Here is a 17,921-nt window from a genome sequence, read left to right on the forward strand (position 1 = left end):
TCCCGAGGACGTGTCCGCGCGGAGATCGGCGCAGCTCACCCCATCGGATGAGCGGGAACCGGCCGCCGTGGGGGCCCGGAGCGGGGTGGGGAAGCGGGCCGCCGCGTCCGGCGGAAACCCGCTCGCCGGGGCGCGCCCGGGCGTCCTACGCTCGGCGGCATGACCAAGCCTCTCGTCGCCCTGCTGAGCGGAGCCGGAATCTCCACGGACTCCGGCATCCCGGACTACCGCGGCCCGAACGGGCTGTGGCGGCGCGACCCGGAGGCGGAGAAGCTCGTCACGTACGACTACTACATGAACGACCCGGAGATCAGGCGCCGCTCGTGGCGGATGCGGCGCGAGAACCGGGCGCTGCACGCGCGCCCCAACGCGGCGCATCACGCGGTGGTGGGCCTGGAGCGCTCCGGGGTGCCGGTGCGGGTGATCACGCAGAACGTGGACGGGCTGCACCAGCTGGCCGGGATGCCGGAGCGCAAGGTGCTCGAACTGCACGGCTCGGCACGGACGGTGGTGTGCACGGAGTGCCGGGCGCGCGGGCCGATGGCGGAGGCCCTCGCCCGGGTCGAGGCGGGCGAGGCGGATCCGGCGTGCCGGGCGTGCGGCGGCGTCCTGAAGTCGGCGACGGTGATGTTCGGCGAACGCCTCGACCCGGAGGTGCTCGCCGAGGCGATGGCGATCACGAAGGCCTGCGACGTGTTCCTCGCGGTCGGTACGAGCCTGCAGGTGCAGCCCGCGGCGGGGCTCGCGGGCCTGGCCGCCGACTACGGCGCGCGGCTCGTCATCGTCAACGCGGAGCCCACCCCGTACGACGAGCGGGCCGACGAGGTGGTGCGCGAGCCGATCGGGACGGCACTGCCGGGGCTGCTGCGCGAACTGGCCGGATAGGGCCGCGCGGCGGGGACGTGAAGTGGCCCGGCCCGGCGAAGAGGTGCCTTCGCCGGGCCGGGCCGGGTGGTTACGCGGTGAGGGCGGTGACCGTGGGGGCGATCGTGCCGAACAGGTCGCCGATAGTGGTGAGGGCAGCCGTGTGCAGGGCTGCGGCGGGCAGCAACGTGCCGTCGGGGGCGGTCAGGGAGCGGGTGGCGGTGGCCTCGGCGACGACGGTGGGGCGGTAGCCGAGGTTGAAGGCGCCCTGGGCGGTGAAGGTGACGCACATGTGGGTCATGAAACCGGCGAGCACCAGGTCCTTGCCCGCGCCCAGGGCGCGCAGCCTCTCCTCGAGGTCGGTGCCGTGGAAGGAGTTGGGGACCTGCTTGACGACCACGGGTTCGCCGTCCGCGGGGGCGACTTCGGGGCTGATGGCGCCGATCTCGGCCCGGATGTCGTAGGGGGTGTTCTCGCCTCCGTCGTTGACGACGTGGATGACCGGGGTGCCCGCGGCGCGGGCGGCGGCCAGGAGCCGGGCCCCGGCCGCGAGGGCGGGTTCGGCGCCTTCGAGGGCCATGACGCCGGTGCGGTAGGTCTGCTGGTAGTCGATCAGGATGAGGGTGGCGTCGGCGAGCCGGGGCAGCTCGTTGTCGAGGCCGATCACGTCACGCAGGGTGGTGGAAGAGGTCATGGCGCAGCTCCTTATGGGCACAGTGGGGCGGTAGTGGGCAGGGTGGACGGCGGGCGCGGCGGTGGCCGGGCCCGGGTCGCGGAGAGTGAGGTTCAGCGGGTGGTGCGGAAGCGGCGGCGGTAGGCCGCCGGGCTGGTGCCGATCTGTTTGCGCAGCGCCCGGTGGAGGGTCTCCACCGAGCCGAGGCCGCAGGCCGCCGCGATGTCCTCCAGCGGCTGGTCCGTGCTCTCCAGGAGGCGGCGGGCCGCCTCGACCCGGGCCGCCTCAACGTAGGCGGCCGGGGTGGTGCCGGTCTCCTGCCGGAAGACCCGGGCGAAATGGCGGGCGCTCAGGCACATGCGCCCGGCGAGGGCCGCGGCGGACAGGTCGCCGTCCAGGTGGTCGGCGATGAACATCCGCAGCTCGTCGATGTCCCTGCGGGAGGCCGGGGGCCTGCTCAGCGGGACGGAGAACTGGCTCTGGCCGCCCTGGCGCTTGAGGTACATGACCAGTTGCCTGGCCACCGTCAGGGCGATCTCCTCGCCCAGGTCCTCGGCCACGAGGGCAAGGGCGAGGTCCATGCAGGCGCTGATCCCCGCCCCGGTCCACACCGTGCCGCAGCGCACGAAGATCGGGTCGGGGTCCACCGTCACCGCCGGGTGGTCCGCGGCCAGTTGGGCGGCCGTCGACCAGTGCGTGGTGGCCGTCTTGCCGTCGAGGAGACCGGCCGCGGCCAGCAGGTGCGCGCCCACGCACACCGACGCGACGCGCCGGGCCAGCGGTGCGGTGCGCTTCAGCCAGGCCACCACGTCCTCGTCGATCCGGGCGACCGGCCCGCCGGGGCGCAGGTCCACCGCGCCGGGCACGAGGAGCGTGTCCAGGACGCCGTCGACCTCGTCGAACGTCACGTCGGCGACGAGGCGCACGCCCGCCGAGGTGGTGACGGTGCCCGCTCGCGGCGCCGCGAGCCGCACGTCATAGCCCGCGCGGCCGCCGGTCTCCCGGTTGGCCAGCGCGAACACCTCGGCGGGGCCGGTCACGTCGAGGAGGTCGACGTCGGGGAAGACCGCGATCACGACGCGGCGGCTGCTGGGCATGGGTCCATCGTGGTGCCCGCCGCCCACGACCGCAATGACGGTGTTCTGTCACATCCGGACGCGGGGGCGACCGGCGCGGCGGGCCGCGCCGGAGCCGTCCGGGTGCGTCGCTCAGCCCGCGCGCGGAGCGCGGCGGGCGGGCTCTGCCGTGAGCTCGGCCGCGGCGGCGTCGAGGATGGCGCCGAAGACATGGGCGACGACGGGCTTGCCGAACCGGCGGGTCACGGCGCCCCCGAAGGGGAGCCGGACCTGGAAGCTCGTCGTCCAGGCGACCTCGGTGCCCCCCTCGACCTCGGTGAAGACCATGCGGCCGAGCTCGTGCCGGGCCGGGGGGAAGCTGCGCTCGACGTCGTACTCGAAGTCGTACGGCGCGTTGTAGGAGGTGATCCGCTCGCGGAACCAGCCGATCAGCCAGGTGTGCAGCCGCACGGCCCCCACGCCGTACGGCGCGCCCTCGCCCGGCTTGGCCAGGCGCGCCTTGAGGACGAACGCGGAGCGTGTGTAGTGGGTGGTGGTCGCGCACCAGTCGAAGACGTCCTCGATCGGCGCCGCGATGACCCGTCGTACCGTCAGGGTTTCCATGTCCGGTCCTTCCTCCTGGCCGTCCGTGTGGCGTCGGCTCACCCTGTAGACCAGGCGGAACCGCACGGCGTGACAGTCGCGTTGGTGACGTGCGTCACAGCGAGGGGAGGAGTGACGGAGCCCCTGATTCAGCGGTCCCCGGCGCGTGCGGGTGACGGCATCACGCGTACGACGACCTCGGCTCGGTGTGCCGCCCACACCCGTACGCGCTTGGCCCGCCCCGGGGGCACGTGTTCCGCGCTGGCCCCGGCCCCGCGCCCGGAGACCTCCACGCGCCAGCCCGTGGTGCTCGGCGGCAGGGACAGCTCACTGGTGCCGGAGCGCCGGTCGGCCCGGTAGCGCAGGCGGTAGGTGCCGTCGGCCGCGTCGAAGGCGTCCTCGCGGACGGTCCCGGCGACCGCGGGGGCGTACGGGGTGGCGGTGCGCTCCTTGTTCGGGCGGAACCCTCCGTCGCCGTCGAGCGCGCAGTAGCCGCCGCCGTAGCACCACACGTAGCCCGCCCACCCAGAGGAGTAGCGGTTCAGCGAGGCGAGCGCGTCGTCGTAGAAGCGGCGCATGTGCGGCAGTTGGCTGTTGAGGGGGCCCCACTCCCCCACCACGACGGGCACCTGGTGTGCGCGCGGATAGGCGGTGACGGCGCGCTCGTAGCGTTCGATCCAGCCCGCCGCCGGGTCGTAGTCGGCGCCCGCCTCCATGGCGGTGTTGTAGAAGTGCGGGGCGTACACGATCCGTTCGTCGTCGATCCGGCCGAGTCCGGTGGGCACGCCCTCGCCGACGATCGGGGTCGGCTCGACGAACAGCCAGCTCCTTCGGTCCTCCGCGCGGATCGCCTTGGCCAGGCGCCGGTACATGGGGGTGATCTGGGTGGCCTCGATGCGCCGGGCGGCGGCCGCCAGGTCCTCGCCCGCGCGCAGCTCCCCCATCGGCTCGTTGATCAGGTCGTAGCCGAGCAGGGCGGGGTGGGTGCCGAAGCGGTCGGCGAGCAGGCGCCAGGCGCGGGCCTGGGCGGTGCGCAGATCGGGGTCTTCGTAGAGGTGGGTGAAGGCGCGCTGGACGGCGGGTTCGAAGTACTCGGCGAACCAGTCGTCGGGGTGCGGGGTGAACGGCAGGCCGTCGGTCCGCGTCGCCCAGGCGGGGATGCCCCGATGGCCGAAGGCGGGGCCGAACACGTCCTGGTGGGCGTCGAGGACGACCTGGATCCGGTGGCGGTGCGCCCAGTCGAGGACGCGCTCGATTCGGCGCAGGTAGCGCCCGCTGTAGTGGCCGCGCCGGGGCTCCAGGTCGTCCCAGAAGACCAGCAGGCGGGCGGAGTTGAAGCCGTGCGCGCGCAGGTCCCTGAAGTGGCGTTCCGTGATCGCGCTGAGCGCGTCGGGGCCGTGGTGGGTCTTGTCCTCCACGTTCCAGCCGCGCAGGGTGAGCACGCGGCCGCGATGGTCGGTGAGGCGGGGCACGCCGGAGTCGGCCCGGCGCGGGGCCGTGGAGTCGGCGGCGCTCGCGCCGGTGCCGCGGGCCGGGCCGCCGGGCCGGTCGCCGGGCCGGTCATCGGCCGTGGCGGTCAGCGCCCCGGCCAGCAGCGCCGCGGCGGTGAGCACGGCAAGGGCCAGGCGGCGCGGGGCCATCGGGGACCTCCAAGCTTCGACGGGGCGCCTTGGACACGACCGGCGCGTGCCCGCCATCCAAGAGGATGGCTGACGAACCATCAAGATGTGGGAGGCGATCAGCTGTTGGCTCCGGGCGCGCATGACCCGGCAGGTGTCTCCGCTGGCTGTGGGCCGCGCCCCACAGCCAGCGACCCACGACCCACGGCCCGCCCGCCCACAGTCCGCCGCCTCAGGCCCCTTGCCCCCGCAGGACGCGGACGGCCCGGTCGAAGGCCGAGTCCCTGTTCTTGGCGAACTCCTCCTTGGTGAAGACCGGTTCGCTCAGGTGGGGCGGGATGCCGGGGCCGTCGAAAGTGTGTCCCGTACGGGTGAGGAACTCCTCGTTCGGGAGCCAGACGCGCATGCCGCCCGGCAGCGCGCGGTCCAGGACGTCCGAGAAGACGCCCTGCGTGGCCTGGCCGATCCGCACCGTCTTCGCGGGCCGGTCGATCAGGGCCTGGGTGAAGGTCTCCCCGGCGCTCACGGTGGAGCCGCCAGTGAGCACGGCGATCGGGCCGGTGTAGCGGGGCGCGTCGGCGGGGCGGACGCGGATCGGTTCGGGGCGGGTGTGCCGGGTCGGGTCGGCCGGGTCGTTGCGGGCGCGCTTGGCGTAGGCGACGTAGGGGCGGTCGGTGAGGCGGCCCGCGAGGCGGATCCCGAGGGCGTCGGAGCCGCCGCCGTTGATCCGCAGGTCGATGACCAGGCCCTTCAGACGCCGGGTGCGGTCCTTGGTGAAGACGGCGTCCAGCGCCCGGTCGAGTGCGGCCCGGTGAGCCGCGAACGGGGCGTCGCCCGGCGCGTACCCGGCGAACCCGGAGATCCGCAGATAGCCCTGGCCGCCGGGCAGGTCGGCGTAGGTGATCCGGCCCTGGGCGAAGTCCTCGCGGTAGGTGGCGTCCTTCAGGTCGCGCCGTTCGACGAACTTCTTCACCTTGGCGTCCAGCGCCTTCGAGGGCGCCACGGTGCCCGGCCGCACCTGGGTCTGGACGCGGTCACCGTCGAAGACCGCGACATGGGCGTCGTACAGCGGCCTGACCATCTTGCCGAAGATGCCGAACAACTCCTCGCGCGTGGTGTGCGCGTCGACCCGGGGGCGGTACCGGTCCCGTACGGCGTGCCAGTCGATGCCCTTGGCGGCGAAGAAGGGGTAGTTCTCCTCGAAGGACCGCCAGAAGACATCGAAGGCGGCCCGGGGACCCTTGGGCACCGGGCGGGCGCAGTCGCGCGGCAGCTTCGCCACGCGCCGCAGGCCCCGGTGGCCGACGGAGCTGTCGGCGCTCAGGGTCGCGCGGGTCGCCCCGTCGCCGTCCCGCCGGGTCCGTACGGTCAGGACGGTGCCGTCCGGCGTGGTGTAGCGCCCGGGCCCTGTCCTGCGCGCGGTGTCGCCCTTGAGGCAGCTCACGGCCGTGGTCTGGTACTCCTGGAGCGTTCCGCCCCGCAAGGAGAGGACGGTGCCGTAGCCGTCCATGCGCCACAGGCCGTCCACGGGCGGCCCGCCGTCCGGCTGCTGCTGGGCGACGGCGCCCGGCGCGGCCCCCGCGGCGAGGGCCAGAGCGACGGCGGTTGCGGTGGCGATACGCACGGTAGGTGCCTCCCGGTCAGTGATGTGATCCGTACCTCACCACGGTCGTGGCGGCGCGGGGTCCCGCACCATCCGGCTGGCCGGTGGGGCGGGCGGGGGACAACCCCCGCAACGCGGCCCGACCAGCGGAGTCGGGCCCGCTCCCGGCGACCGGGGAGATCGCGGAGGGGCGCCCGGACGGACACGAGCCGGGCGCTCCCGCCCGACGTGAGCCAGGTCTCAAACTCCTCTGCGCGGTTTCTGTTATCCCCTCGCGCCCCGCAGGATCTCCGAGGCAGTGGGCGTACACAGCACCACGCAGCAACCAGGACAGGAGATGTGTCGTGCAGCACGATCAGTGGGAGCCGCAGCAGGGTGACGGCGCCGGGCTGACCTCTCTCGTCGTCGCGGGGCGCGCCGGTGACCCACGGGCGCAGGACCAGCTGGTCGCGGCCTTCCTGCCCCTCGTCTACAACATCGCGGGCCGCGCCCTGCGCGGGCACGCCGACGTCGACGACCTGGTCCAGGACGTCATGATGCGCATGCTCAGGGGCCTCCCGGGGCTGCGCGAACCGGCCTCCTTCCGGTCCTGGCTGGTCGCCATCACCATGAACGAGACCCGCCGCCACCAGCGGCCCTCGCCCGTCGACAGCGGACTCCAGGAGGCGTACGACGTCCCTGACCCCGGCGGCGACTTCACGGACGTGACCATCCTCAGGCTCGGCCTGTCCGGCGAGCGCAGGGAGGTCGCGCAGGCCACCCGCTGGATGGACGACGACTACCGCGAGGTGCTCGCGCTGTGGTGGCTGGAGGCCGCGGGGGAGCTGTCGCGCGGCGAGGTCGCCGCGGCCCTGGAACTCACCCAGGAGCACACCGCCGTCCGCGTGCAGCGCATGAAGGCACAGCTGGAGGCGGCGCGCCTGGTGGTACGGGCCCTCGCGGCCGAGCCGCGCTGCCCCCTGCTCGCGGACGCCGTGGCGCCCTGGGACGGCCATCCGTCCCCGCTGTGGCGCAAGCGCCTGGTCCGGCACACGCGTGACTGCGCCGTGTGCGCGGGGCTCGGTGCGCGCCTCACGCCCGCCGAGGGGCTCCTCGCCGGTCTGGCGCTGGTGCCGCCGCTGCTGGTCGCGGGGTCGGGGCGGCTGTCCGGCGGCGGAGCGTCCCTGTCCCCGACGGCACACGCGGCGCAGCCCGGGCTCCCCCTCAAGGCACCCCAGGGCCACGACCCGGCGGCCGTGGGCGCCGATGCGGTGACGGCCATCTCCCCGAGCGGCGCCCCGGGCTCCAGGGCGCGGCTGCGGCAGGACCGGCGCGGCGTACGGCGGCGGCGTCAGGTGATCGGCGCGGGCGCCGGCATCGCGGCGATCGCCACGCTGGCCGGGGTCATGCAACTCGTCGACGACTCCCCGGACTCCTCCGACAAGGGCACGTCGGTGGCGCTGGGCGCGGAGGAGACCACCGCGGCGCCGACGCGGACGCACGGCCCGAGCCCCTCGGCGTCCCGCTCCCCGTCCCCGAAGAAGACCGCGAAGACCCCGAAGAAGTCCGCGAAGCCCTCGCCGTCCGCGAGCCCCACGCGCGCCGGCCGCGACAAGAAGCCGGTCAAGCCCGCGCGGCCCACCGCGCCCAAGACCCCCACGCCGCCGCGCACGACCGCCGCGTCCGTGCCGCGCCCGGCGTCGGGTTCGCGGGCCCAGCAGGTCCTCAGCCTGGTGAACACCGAGCGCGCCAAGGCCGGTTGCCGCCCGCTGACGAACAGCAGCGCGCTCGCCACGGCCGCCCAGCGGCACTCGGCGGACATGCGCTCGCGCGACTACTTCGACCACACCTCGCCGGACGGCACCGACCCCGGCCAGCGCATCACCGCGGCGGGTTACAAGTGGAGCACCTACGGCGAGAACATAGCCCGGGGCCAGCAGACCGCCGCCTCGGTGATGGACTCCTGGATGAACAGCGAGGGCCACCGCGCCAACATCCTCAACTGCTCGTTCCGCGAACTCGGCGTGGGCATCCAGGACGGCGACGGCGGCCCCTGGTGGACACAGAACTTCGGGGCGCGCGGCTGACGTCGGGGCCACCCCGCTCCCTTCCGGGCCACCTGGCTCCCTTCCGAGCCACCCGGCTCCCTTCCGGGCCGCCCAGATCCCTTCCCGGCAGCGCGGCCGCGTTCCAGACGGCGCGGCCGCGCTCCGGCGCACACCCGGCCCAGCGGCCCGCGTGCGGCCCCGTCCGGTCAACTCGCGCCCCACCAGGCGAATCCGTCCCAAAAGCCTGTTGACTCCCCAAAGGTATCCGGCGGAGGGTACCGCTGACCGGCTTGTCATGTTCTTGTCCACCCTTTCCGGCAAGAGGTGAGCCTTGTTCCTCCGTCGTCCACGCACCGGCCGCGCCAGAGCGCGCGGCGCCCGAGCCCGCCGCCTCGGCCTCGCCGCGGCGCTCCTGGGCCTGTTCGTCCCCGCCCTCGCCACCAGCCCCGCACAGGCCGACCCCGAACCCGCGGCCCGTCCTCCCCTCTCCCAGCCCATCGACCCGCAGCGCTGGCAGAACCCCGACGACATGACCTGGGCCGACCACCGGTCCGTCCCCGGCACCGACTGGGCCAACCCGGACCTGAAGCCCACCAAGCGCACCTTCAAGGGCGCCCTGGTGCTCCTCGACTACCCCGACGAGGAGTTCACGGTCAGTAAACCGGCGGGTTCCAGCCTCTTCGGGAACCCGCAGCCGAGCGCCAGCGGCATCCCGCGTGCGCACGTGCCCGCGTTCTACCGCGACTTGCTGAACAAACCGGGCGCACTGAACCGCGGCCACACCATCAACGAGTACTGGATGGAGGACTCCGGCGGCCGCATCGGCGTCGACCTGACCTCCTTCGGCGTGTACCGCATGCCGTACAAGTCCTTCCAGTACGGCATCGAGCCCCAGATGAACCCGGGGGCCTGTCCGCGCGGCAGCTCCTGCGGCAAGGACATCCGCGCCGACGGCAAGGCCGCGTGGACCGCCGACGTGGGCGGCGGCGAGACCGCCAAGTACGACTTCGTCTTCTTCCTCACCGCCGGGCAGGACGAGTCGTCCGTGTGGCAGGAGTTCGGGCAGATGAAGTTCGCCTCGCCCGGGGCCGTGCCCGGGGCGTGGGGCCCGCCCGCGCCCATCGCCACCGGCGACAACTCCGCGAGCACCCGCTATGTGCCGTGGACGTCCTGGGCGGCCGCGGCCCGCATCTGGCCCAACGCGACGTCGGGTTCGTCCACGCAGGCCGAGAGCTCCGGGATGGGCGTGTACGCGCACGAGCTCAGCCACATCCTCGGCATCGGCGACAACTACAACAACCCGTACGGCAAGCCGTTGCGCCGCGCCTACACGGGCATCTGGAGCATGCTCTCGCGCGGCTCCTTCAACGGTCCCGGCGGTCCGCACACCCGCTGGCAGATCCCGGCCACCAACGGCGGCTCGATGGGCTCCCAGCACATCCTGCGCGACAAGCTCAAGCTCGGCATCGTCGACGAGAAGAACGTGCTGCGCCTTGACCGCGACGCGCTCAAGGGTTCCGGCACGGTGGTGGCCCGCGTGACCGCGCGCTCCGCGCCGCCCGGGGACAAGGGACTCAGCGGCGTGAACATCTCCATGAGCCGCGACCTGTCGCCGTCCTGCGACACGAACACCAACCCGCTGTGCGACGGCGGCGGTTACCACAACTACACCGTCGAGGTCGTCGACCGCATGGGCATGGACTCCTTCACACCGGACAACGGCGTACTGCTGTCCAAGACGAAGAACGAGGACCGGGCCCCGTTCGCGTGGGTGATCGACTCCCACCCCGAGGACATCGACATGGTCGACTTCAAGCGCCCCGACGGCACCCTCCAGAAGATCACCATGGGCGACTACCGGCAGCTCAGCGACGCGCTGCTGCACGCGGGCGCCGACTCCGGCAGCAGTTACGAGTACGTGGACGAGGCCAACAGGCTGCACTTCTACGTCCTTGACCTGCAACGCGGCCCGGACGGCGTGCTGTCGTACACCATCGCCGTCAAGTCGCTCGACGGCGCGGGCCCGCAGCGCCGGGGCGTCGCGCTCGACCGCGGGTACGCCAAGGGCAGCCCCGAGCGGCGGGCGGTGTGCTCCTTCGACCTCGCCAACACCGGGCGCGCGCCGAAGGCGGACTCCGGGCATCCGGAGGACGTGAGCCGCTATCTGAAGTCCGACGTGTACCGGCTTTCCGCCAAGGCGTCGGGCCGCGGCTGGTCCGCCTGGCTGCCCAACCGCCTCGCCACCGCGCGCTCCGGCGGTTCGGTGGAGATCGACGTCGCGGTGAGCGCGGCGCGGGACGCCGACCGGCACGGCCGGGTGGTGCTCAGCGCCCGCTCCGAGAGCGATCCGGCCAAGGCCGCGACCGCCGTCTGCAAGCTGAAGAAGCGCGGCCACCACTAGGAGGTCACCGCCAGGAGGCGCCTACTAGAGGGGTCACCACGAGGCGGCCGCCGCACCGGAGTCGCGTCCGGTGCGGCGGCCGCCCGCGGTCGGGCGCCCGCGGCCGGGCGCCCGCGGCCGGGTGCCCGCGTCAGTTCAGCGGTGCCTTCGGCGGCGTACCGTAGAAGGTGATGCGCGGCCAACCGCGCTTGGCGGCGACCTCGTTGAGGGCCTCCGCGATCTCCGCGGGAGAGACGTCGTACTGGGCGGGGCTCTCATCCGTCCGGACGCTGAAGGTCATCGAAAGCTCGGAATAGCCGTTGCTGTGCTGCGCACGCCCGCTGAACTCGGTCCCCGGCGTGAACGCCACCGCGGCCGCCGTCCTCTCGGCGGACTCCGCCGCCTTCGCCCCCTTGTCGTCCGCCGCCTGCGCCGAACCGGCCGAGGCGAGCACCGCGCCCGCCGCGGCCGAACCCGAGTAGCCAAGGACCGACCGTCTGGAAACTCCGGACATGTTTCCCCTCCTGAATGAAACGGCCCCTCCCCTGGAGGCCTGCGGTGATCATAAGGAACGGGAGGGGCTTCTGGGGCGGAACAAGATCGTCCATATCGGCGCGGCACACAGGACGCGCACACGCGCACGGCCGCCGCCACGGCGACGCGAACGGCCGACCTCATACGTTGACAGGTACATCACAGACTTCTAGCGTGCCCCACCCAACAGGAAACCTTCCTGACCGCCAGGGTCATCGTTTCCCCCGCTCTCCTCCCCCCACTCTCCCTGGAGGACCCCGTGTTACCCATCCGACGTGTCCCGTCCCGGACGTCCGGCGCGCTGGTGGCCGCGGCCACCGCCGCCGCGCTCTGCGCGGCGCTGCCCGCCGCCGACGCGGCCGCGGAACCCCCGCCGGGCACCCCCGACCCCGGCACCACCACGACCCTCGCCAGCGGCCTTGACGTCCCCTGGGGCCTGGCGTTCCTGCCGGACGGCGCCGCCGTCTTCACCGAGCGCAACACCTTCAACGTCTACCGGCTGACCAAGACGGGCCAGAAGACGCTCCTGGGCAAGGTGCCCTTCTCCCAGACCACGGGGCTCGAAGGCGGCCTGATGGGCCTGGAGATCTCGCCGACCTTCGCGAGCGACCACTACCTGTACTTCCTGCACACCTCCACCGACGGCAACCGCATCGCCCGCATGACGCTGGAGAACAACACCCTCAGCGGCTACACCGTGCTCCTGCGGGGCATGTCCAAGAACCGCGCCCACAACGGCGGCCGTCTGCGCTTCGGCCCCGACGGCAAGCTGTACGCGGGCATGGGCGACGCCCAGAACGGCGCGCTGGCGCAGAACAGGAACTCCCTCAACGGCAAGATCCTGCGCATCAACCCCGACGGCTCCATCCCCGCGGACAACCCCTTCGGCAATGCCGTCTGGTCACTGGGCCACCGCAACCCCCAGGGCCTGGACTTCGACTCCAAAGGCCGCCTGTGGCAAGCCGAATTCGGCAACAACGTGATGGACGAGGTCAACCTCGTGCAGAAGGGCGGCAACTACGGCTGGCCCAACTGCGAAGGCACCAGCGGCAGTTGTTCCGGCTACACCGCCCCGAAGAAGACCTGGCCGGTGGCCTCCGGCTCACCCAGCGGCCTGACCATCATCAACGACCACGTGTTCGTGGCCACCACCCGCGGGCAGCGGGTGTACCGGATGCGCATCGACGCCAACTCCGGCCTGGTCGAGGACAGGACGTACTTCCAGGGCACGTACAACCGGCTGCGCACCGTCGAGGTCGACGCCGACGGCGACATCTGGCTCACCACGTCGATCGACCGGGACGGCGCGCCGGGCAACGACCGGATCGTGCTGATCGACGTCGTGTACGGGGGCGGCGCCGGGCGCGAATGAGTCCTGCAAAAAAGAGTGAGCGGCGCGGCGGCGCCGCTCACTCTTTTTTGCAGGTCAGAACGGGTCCGGCACAGTCGATGGATCAGTTCGGTGGGAGCGCGGGCACCCGGGGTGCGACGCGTGGGCGCCTCGTGGGCGTGGATCGCGAACGCCGTGTGCGAGTTCATTCACCTGAACACCATTCAGGAACAAGGGCTTCGCGAGCGTAGAGCGGTCCGGTATTCGCCGCAATGCCCGGTGCATCGATCCGCTGCTCTGACCCTGGGTCAGTAGTGAAAACTCCGCGATGGATTGACAGGTACACAGTGCCCGCCTAGCGTCCTCCCCCACTCGACAGGAAGGCTTCCTAACTGTCGAGTCGTCAGATCCGGTGCGCACCCCCCATCGCCCAGGCTCCCCCCACCCCCCTGGAGGACACCGTGTCATCCCACCGACCGCGCCCCTCACGGGCGTTCGGCGCGCTGGTCGCATCGGCCACCGTCGCGGCGCTCTGCGTGGCGCTGCCCGCGGCCGACGCCGCCGCCCTTCCCCGGGCCGCCACCTACGAGGCGGAGACGGCCACGATCGCGCGGGGCAAGGTCGACTCCAACCACGCGGGCCACACCGGCACCGGCTTCGTCAACTTCGACGCGGTCGTGGGCGCGTACGTCGAGTTCACCGCCGATGCCGAGCGGCCCGGCCCCGCCAAGCTCGCCTTCCGCTACGCCAACGGCACGTCCGCGAACCGTCCCCTTGACGTCACCGTCAATGGCGCCGCGGCCGCGGACGACGTCGCCTTCCCCGGCACCGGCGCCTGGACCACCTGGAAGACGGCCACCGTCACCGCCACGCTGGCCTCCGGCAGCAACAAGATCCGCGTCACGACGTCCGGCCCCGAAGGGCCCAACCTGGACCACCTCACCGTCACCTCCGACGGCCCCGCCGACACCGAGCGGCCCACCCCGCCCGCGAACCTGCGCGGCGACGGCGCGCCGACCGCCACCACCGTGCCCCTCGCCTGGACCGCCGCCACCGACAACGTCAAGGTCACCGGCTACGACGTCTACCAGCACGGCCAGCTCGTCAAGCAGGTCGACGGCGCGACCCTGGCCACGACGGTCACCGGCCTGACGCCCGGAACCGCCTACGACTGGACCGTCTTCGCCCGGGACGCGGCGTCCAACGTGTCCGAGGCCAGCAACGCCGTCACCATCGCGACGCTGCCCGCGCCGCCGGACGACGAGGCGCCCAGCGTCCCGCAGGACCTGCGCTCCACGGGCAAGACCGCGACCAGCGTCGACCTGGCCTGGGCGCCGTCGACGGACAACGTGGGGGTCACCGGGTACGAGATCCAGCGGGACGGCGCCGCGGCCGGCACCGCCGAGGGCGCCGCCACGACCATCGCGGGCCTGACGGCGAACACCACGTACACGTTCAAGGTCCGCGCGTTCGACGCCAAGGGCAACAAGTCCGCGTACGGCACGGAGATCAGCGTCACCACCGCGGGCACCCAGCCGGGCGGCACGCCCGACCCCGGCACCGTCAAGACGCTCGCCAGCGGCGTGGACGTGGGCTGGGGCCTGGCGTTCCTGCCGGACGGCGCCGCCGTCTTCACCGAGCGCAACACCTTCAACGTCTACCGGCTGACCAAGACGGGCCAGAAGACGCTCCTGGGCAAGGTCCCCCACTCCCAGACCACCGGCGGCGAAGGCGGCCTCATGGGCGTGGAGGTCTCACCGGCCTTCGCGAGCGACCACTACGTGTACGTCCTGCACACCTCCAGCGACGGCAACCGCATCGCCCGCATGACCCTGGAGAACAACACCCTCAGCGGCTACAAGGTGCTGCTCGACGGCATGTCCAAGAGCCGCTTCCACAACGGCGGCCGACTGCGCTTCGGCCCCGACGGCAAGCTGTACGCGGGCATGGGCGACGCCCAGAACGGCTCCAAGGCACAGGACAAGAACTCCCTCAACGGCAAGATCCTGCGCATCAACCCCGACGGCACCATCCCCGCGGACAACCCCTTCGGCAACGCCGTCTGGTCGCTGGGCCACCGCAACCCCCAGGGCCTGGACTTCGACTCCAAGGGCCGCCTGTGGCAAGCCGAATTCGGCAACAGCAGCATGGACGAGGTCAATCTGATCCAGAAGGGCGGCAACTACGGCTGGCCCAACTGCGAGGGCACCAGCGGCAGTTGTTCCGGTTACACCGCCCCGAAGAAGACCTGGCCGGTGGCCTCCGGCTCACCCAGCGGCCTGACGATCGCCAACGACCACGTGTTCGTGGCCACGACCAAGGGCGAGCGGGTGTACCGCCTCCGCATCGACTCCGGCTCCAGCCTCGTCGAGCAGAAGACGTACTTCCAGGGGACGTACGACCGGCTGCGCACCGTGGAGACCGACGCCGAGGGCGACATCTGGCTGACCACGTCCACCGACAAGGACGGCACGGCGGGCAACGACCGGGTCCTGCTCATCGACATCGTGTACGCGGGCGGCCCGCAGCCCGGCGCGTTCGAGCTGACCAGCGGCGCCTTCGCCGACAACGCCAAGATCCCGGCCAAGTACACCTGTGCCGGGGACGGTTCGGCGGGCCAGGACACCTCGCCGCCCCTGGCGTGGGGCGCGGGCACGACCGGCGCCAAGGGCTACGCGGTCGTCTTCGCCGACGTCGCGGGCGGCGGCAACAAGCTCCACTGGGCCATCTGGAACGTCCCCGCGACCGGCACCTCGCTCCCCGAGGGCCTCGGATCGGGCTTCGACGTGCCCGGCCAGGGCGGCGCCCAGCAGAAGGCGATGGGCGGCGGCGCCGACGCGCGGAAGTACTTCGGCCCCTGCCCGGGCGGCTCCTCCCACCCATACACCTTCACGCTGTACGCCCTCGACACCGCGAAGGTGCCCGGTCTGACCTCGGGTTCGTCGATGGCCCAGATCGAGACGGCCGTCAAGAACGCGAGCACGGCGTCGGTGAAGCTGCGGGGGACGTCCGACGCCCGTGCGTGATCCGGCACCGGTGCGGGGGCGGGCTCCGCTCGCCCGCCCCCGCGCCTCCGTCGCGCCTTCGACGGCGCGGCAGCGGGCTACTTGCCCATCGGCGAGACCGCGATGCAGCCCGTCACGACGCTGTCCCCGGAGGCCTCCTTGAGGACGTCGCCCTTGTAGATCACCTTGCAGGTGAGGTCGGAGTTCACCGGGTCGGAGGAGACCGGGACGACGGTGGGCGGCATGATCCCGCGCAGCGTCACCGTCTTCTTCCACGGCAGCTGGGGCTTGGACTCCTTCTGGAGCTTCGGGTTGGCCGCGGAGCCCTCACCGGCGGCGAACTGGATCTCCTCGACGCTCTTGCCGGAGACCTCGTAGGTCACCTCGTACGTCTCGTTGACGGCCTTGTCGACCGCGTCGACCGCCTTCTTCTCAGCCTCGGAGCAGGCGCCGAGGGTCAGGGCGAGACCGGTGGCGGCGAGGGCGCACACGGCAGTACGGATCCTTCTGTTCATGCCCGAAGAAAACAGTAAAGCGCACGCAAAGTCAATCTGCGGCGGGGTGAAACTCGCAGCTCAACAGCGTGCCAGCGGACGGCTTCCGGGCAGGCCCCGGCCCGGGCCCGCTAGCGCCGCGGCGCCGGGAACGCGACCGGGCCGCGCAGGCCCGCGCGGTTGACCGCGCGGACGCCGAAGAAGACGTTGTCCTTGGAGAGGTCGACGGTGTGGCGGGTGGCGTCGCCCACGGCGACGGCGTGGGTCCACTCCGGCGATGTCGTCTCACGCCACACCACCTCATAGCCCGCCAGGTCCGGTTCGGTGCCCCGCTCCCAGACCAGTTCCGTGGCGTTGGTCAGGGCCGTGGTCAGGATCTTCGCGCCGCGCGGTGTGCCGGGGGCCTGGGCCAGGCTCCACAGGGCGGCGGCGTTGACGCGGGCGACGCGCGCGGTGAAGGGAAAATCGCAGAACTCGGGCAGGTCCCCGTACTGCTTGCCGTCCTCCACGCGCACGTCCTGGTGCTGGTGGGCGTAGTCCTCGGCGGGTTCGGTGAACCGGGCGGCCGGATAGGCGCGTTCGAGGAACGGGATGTGGTCGCCGCCGCGCAGATAGCGGTCGCGGCGGTAGATGACGCGGACCTTCATGCCGGTCGCTTCGGGGTCGGCGACGTCCCGCACGAAGCGGGCGAGCTGCCGGGACGGCGAGTCGTTCTCGCCGCCCACCGAGCGCCGGACGTCGGCCTCCTGGGGCGTCTCGGCGGTGGGCACGCCCTCGGCGAAGAGCCGGATGGTGTGCGGGTCGCGGCTGCCGTCGTCGGCGGTGGAGCTGCCGACGATGTCGTTGGTGAACATGCCCTGGACATCGGCCCCGCGGTCCTTGTAACCCTGCGCGAGGTGGGCCGCGCCGTACAGGCCCTGCTCCTCGCCCGCGACGGCGGCGAACACGAGGGTCGCGCCGGTGCGGCGCGCGGCGAACACCCGGGCCAGCTCCATGACGACGGCGACGCCGGAGGCGTCGTCGTCCGCGCCCGGCGCGTCGCTGGTGTGGTCCATGGGGTCGCTGACGCGGGAGTCGTAGTGCCCGGAGACCACGTACAGGCGGTCGGGGGACGACGTGCCGCGCAGGGTGGCGACGACGTTGGAGATCCGCGTGGGCGCGGGGATGCGCGGGCCCGGCTCCTGGACGTACGACTGCAGCTCCACCGTCATGCGGCCGCCCGACGCCTTCGCGTACTCCCGCATCCGCGCGAGGATCCAGTCGCGGGCCGCGCCGATGCCCCGCTCGGGGTCGTCCTGCGCCGAGAGCGTGTGCCGGGTGCCGAAGGCGACCAGGCGGCGCACGGTCGCCTCGATGCGGCGGTGGTCGATCTCGCGCAGCAGGGCGCGCAGTTCGCGCGACGGCCGCTGGGGCGCGAGGCGCCCCTCGCGCGCGAGGGCCGGGTCGGCCTGCGCGGCGACGGCGACGGCGGCGGTCGCGGCGGCGCCTGTCAGTACGGTACGCCGAGGGGTGCCCATCGGATTCACCATGACCGTATGATCATGCACGCGTCAGCTCGTGGCAACCGTGCGCGCCGGAGCGCGTCGGGTGGAGTGCGCCGGAGCGCGTCGACTGCGGAATGTTTTCGTCCGGGGCACTCCGGTTGTCGTGCGCTCCGTTGCGCGCGCCTGTGCTGCCAGTGCGTGCCCCGGTCTCGCCGGAAGGCCCGCGCGCCGCACCACCGCGCTGCTAGCT

Annotated in this window: 13 protein-coding genes; 5 read left to right on the forward strand and 8 right to left on the reverse strand. The window is 72.6% G+C overall.

The window, feature by feature from the left end:
• The first annotated feature begins 159 nt into the window (after positions 1 to 159).
• Positions 160 to 885, forward strand: coding sequence for an SIR2 family NAD-dependent protein deacylase (locus AC07A4_RS13220; protein ID WP_478596979.1), 726 nt, complete (start codon positions 160 to 162; stop codon positions 883 to 885).
• A 70-nt stretch (positions 886 to 955) separates the two neighbouring features.
• Here AC07A4_RS13220 and AC07A4_RS13225 read toward each other — a convergent pair whose 3' ends face one another.
• From AC07A4_RS13225 to AC07A4_RS13245, 5 genes are all read right to left on the reverse strand, one after another.
• On the reverse strand, positions 956 to 1,558 hold the full coding sequence (locus AC07A4_RS13225) for an isochorismatase family protein (RefSeq protein WP_478596981.1): 603 nt from the start codon (positions 1,556 to 1,558) through the stop codon (positions 956 to 958).
• A gap of 92 nt (positions 1,559 to 1,650) precedes the next feature.
• The gene (locus AC07A4_RS13230; protein WP_478596984.1) at positions 1,651 to 2,634 is read right to left on the reverse strand and encodes a GlxA family transcriptional regulator; all 984 of its coding nucleotides are present in this window, start codon (positions 2,632 to 2,634) and stop codon (positions 1,651 to 1,653) included.
• 111 nt (positions 2,635 to 2,745) lie between these two features.
• A complete protein-coding gene (locus AC07A4_RS13235) occupies positions 2,746 to 3,216 on the reverse strand; it encodes an SRPBCC family protein (RefSeq protein WP_478596985.1) in 471 nt (156 codons plus the stop codon).
• Positions 3,217 to 3,344: 128 nt separating this feature from the next.
• Complete coding sequence (locus AC07A4_RS13240) at positions 3,345 to 4,835, reverse strand: cellulase family glycosylhydrolase (RefSeq protein WP_478596988.1); 1,491 nt, start codon at positions 4,833 to 4,835, stop codon at positions 3,345 to 3,347.
• Between the two features lie 211 nt (positions 4,836 to 5,046).
• Positions 5,047 to 6,438: a S41 family peptidase gene (locus AC07A4_RS13245; RefSeq protein WP_478596990.1), complete on the reverse strand. Its 1,392-nt coding sequence runs from the start codon at positions 6,436 to 6,438 to the stop codon at positions 5,047 to 5,049.
• Between the two features lie 323 nt (positions 6,439 to 6,761).
• Between AC07A4_RS13245 and AC07A4_RS13250 the strand changes: the two genes are divergently transcribed.
• Both AC07A4_RS13250 and AC07A4_RS13255 read left to right on the forward strand, forming a co-directional pair.
• Positions 6,762 to 8,483 (forward strand): sigma-70 family RNA polymerase sigma factor, encoded by a 1,722-nt coding sequence (locus tag AC07A4_RS13250; protein ID WP_478596993.1) that lies wholly within the window; start codon positions 6,762 to 6,764, stop codon positions 8,481 to 8,483.
• A gap of 292 nt (positions 8,484 to 8,775) precedes the next feature.
• Positions 8,776 to 10,845 carry a M6 family metalloprotease domain-containing protein gene (locus tag AC07A4_RS13255; protein ID WP_478596995.1) on the forward strand — a complete coding sequence of 690 codons (2,070 nt, stop codon included), beginning with the start codon at positions 8,776 to 8,778 and terminating at the stop codon, positions 10,843 to 10,845.
• Between the two features lie 130 nt (positions 10,846 to 10,975).
• Here AC07A4_RS13255 and AC07A4_RS13260 read toward each other — a convergent pair whose 3' ends face one another.
• On the reverse strand, positions 10,976 to 11,338 hold the full coding sequence (locus tag AC07A4_RS13260) for a hypothetical protein (RefSeq protein ID WP_478596998.1): 363 nt from the start codon (positions 11,336 to 11,338) through the stop codon (positions 10,976 to 10,978).
• A gap of 279 nt (positions 11,339 to 11,617) precedes the next feature.
• On the opposite strand from AC07A4_RS13260, the gene AC07A4_RS13265 reads away from it, so the two are divergent.
• Positions 11,618 to 12,730 (forward strand): PQQ-dependent sugar dehydrogenase, encoded by a 1,113-nt coding sequence (locus AC07A4_RS13265; RefSeq protein WP_478597000.1) that lies wholly within the window; start codon positions 11,618 to 11,620, stop codon positions 12,728 to 12,730.
• 419 nt (positions 12,731 to 13,149) lie between these two features.
• Entirely contained in the window at positions 13,150 to 15,714 is a 2,565-nt protein-coding gene (locus tag AC07A4_RS13270) for a YbhB/YbcL family Raf kinase inhibitor-like protein (RefSeq protein ID WP_478597002.1), read from the forward strand.
• Between the two features lie 77 nt (positions 15,715 to 15,791).
• On the opposite strand, the gene AC07A4_RS13275 is transcribed toward AC07A4_RS13270, so the two are convergent.
• Positions 15,792 to 16,208: a hypothetical protein gene (locus AC07A4_RS13275; RefSeq protein WP_478597005.1), complete on the reverse strand. Its 417-nt coding sequence runs from the start codon at positions 16,206 to 16,208 to the stop codon at positions 15,792 to 15,794.
• 110 nt (positions 16,209 to 16,318) lie between these two features.
• Entirely contained in the window at positions 16,319 to 17,716 is a 1,398-nt protein-coding gene (locus tag AC07A4_RS13280) for a M28 family metallopeptidase (protein ID WP_478597007.1), read from the reverse strand.
• Between the last annotated feature and the right edge of the window lie 205 nt (positions 17,717 to 17,921).

It is taken from the genome of Streptomyces sp. NPDC043996 (genome assembly GCF_056435225.1).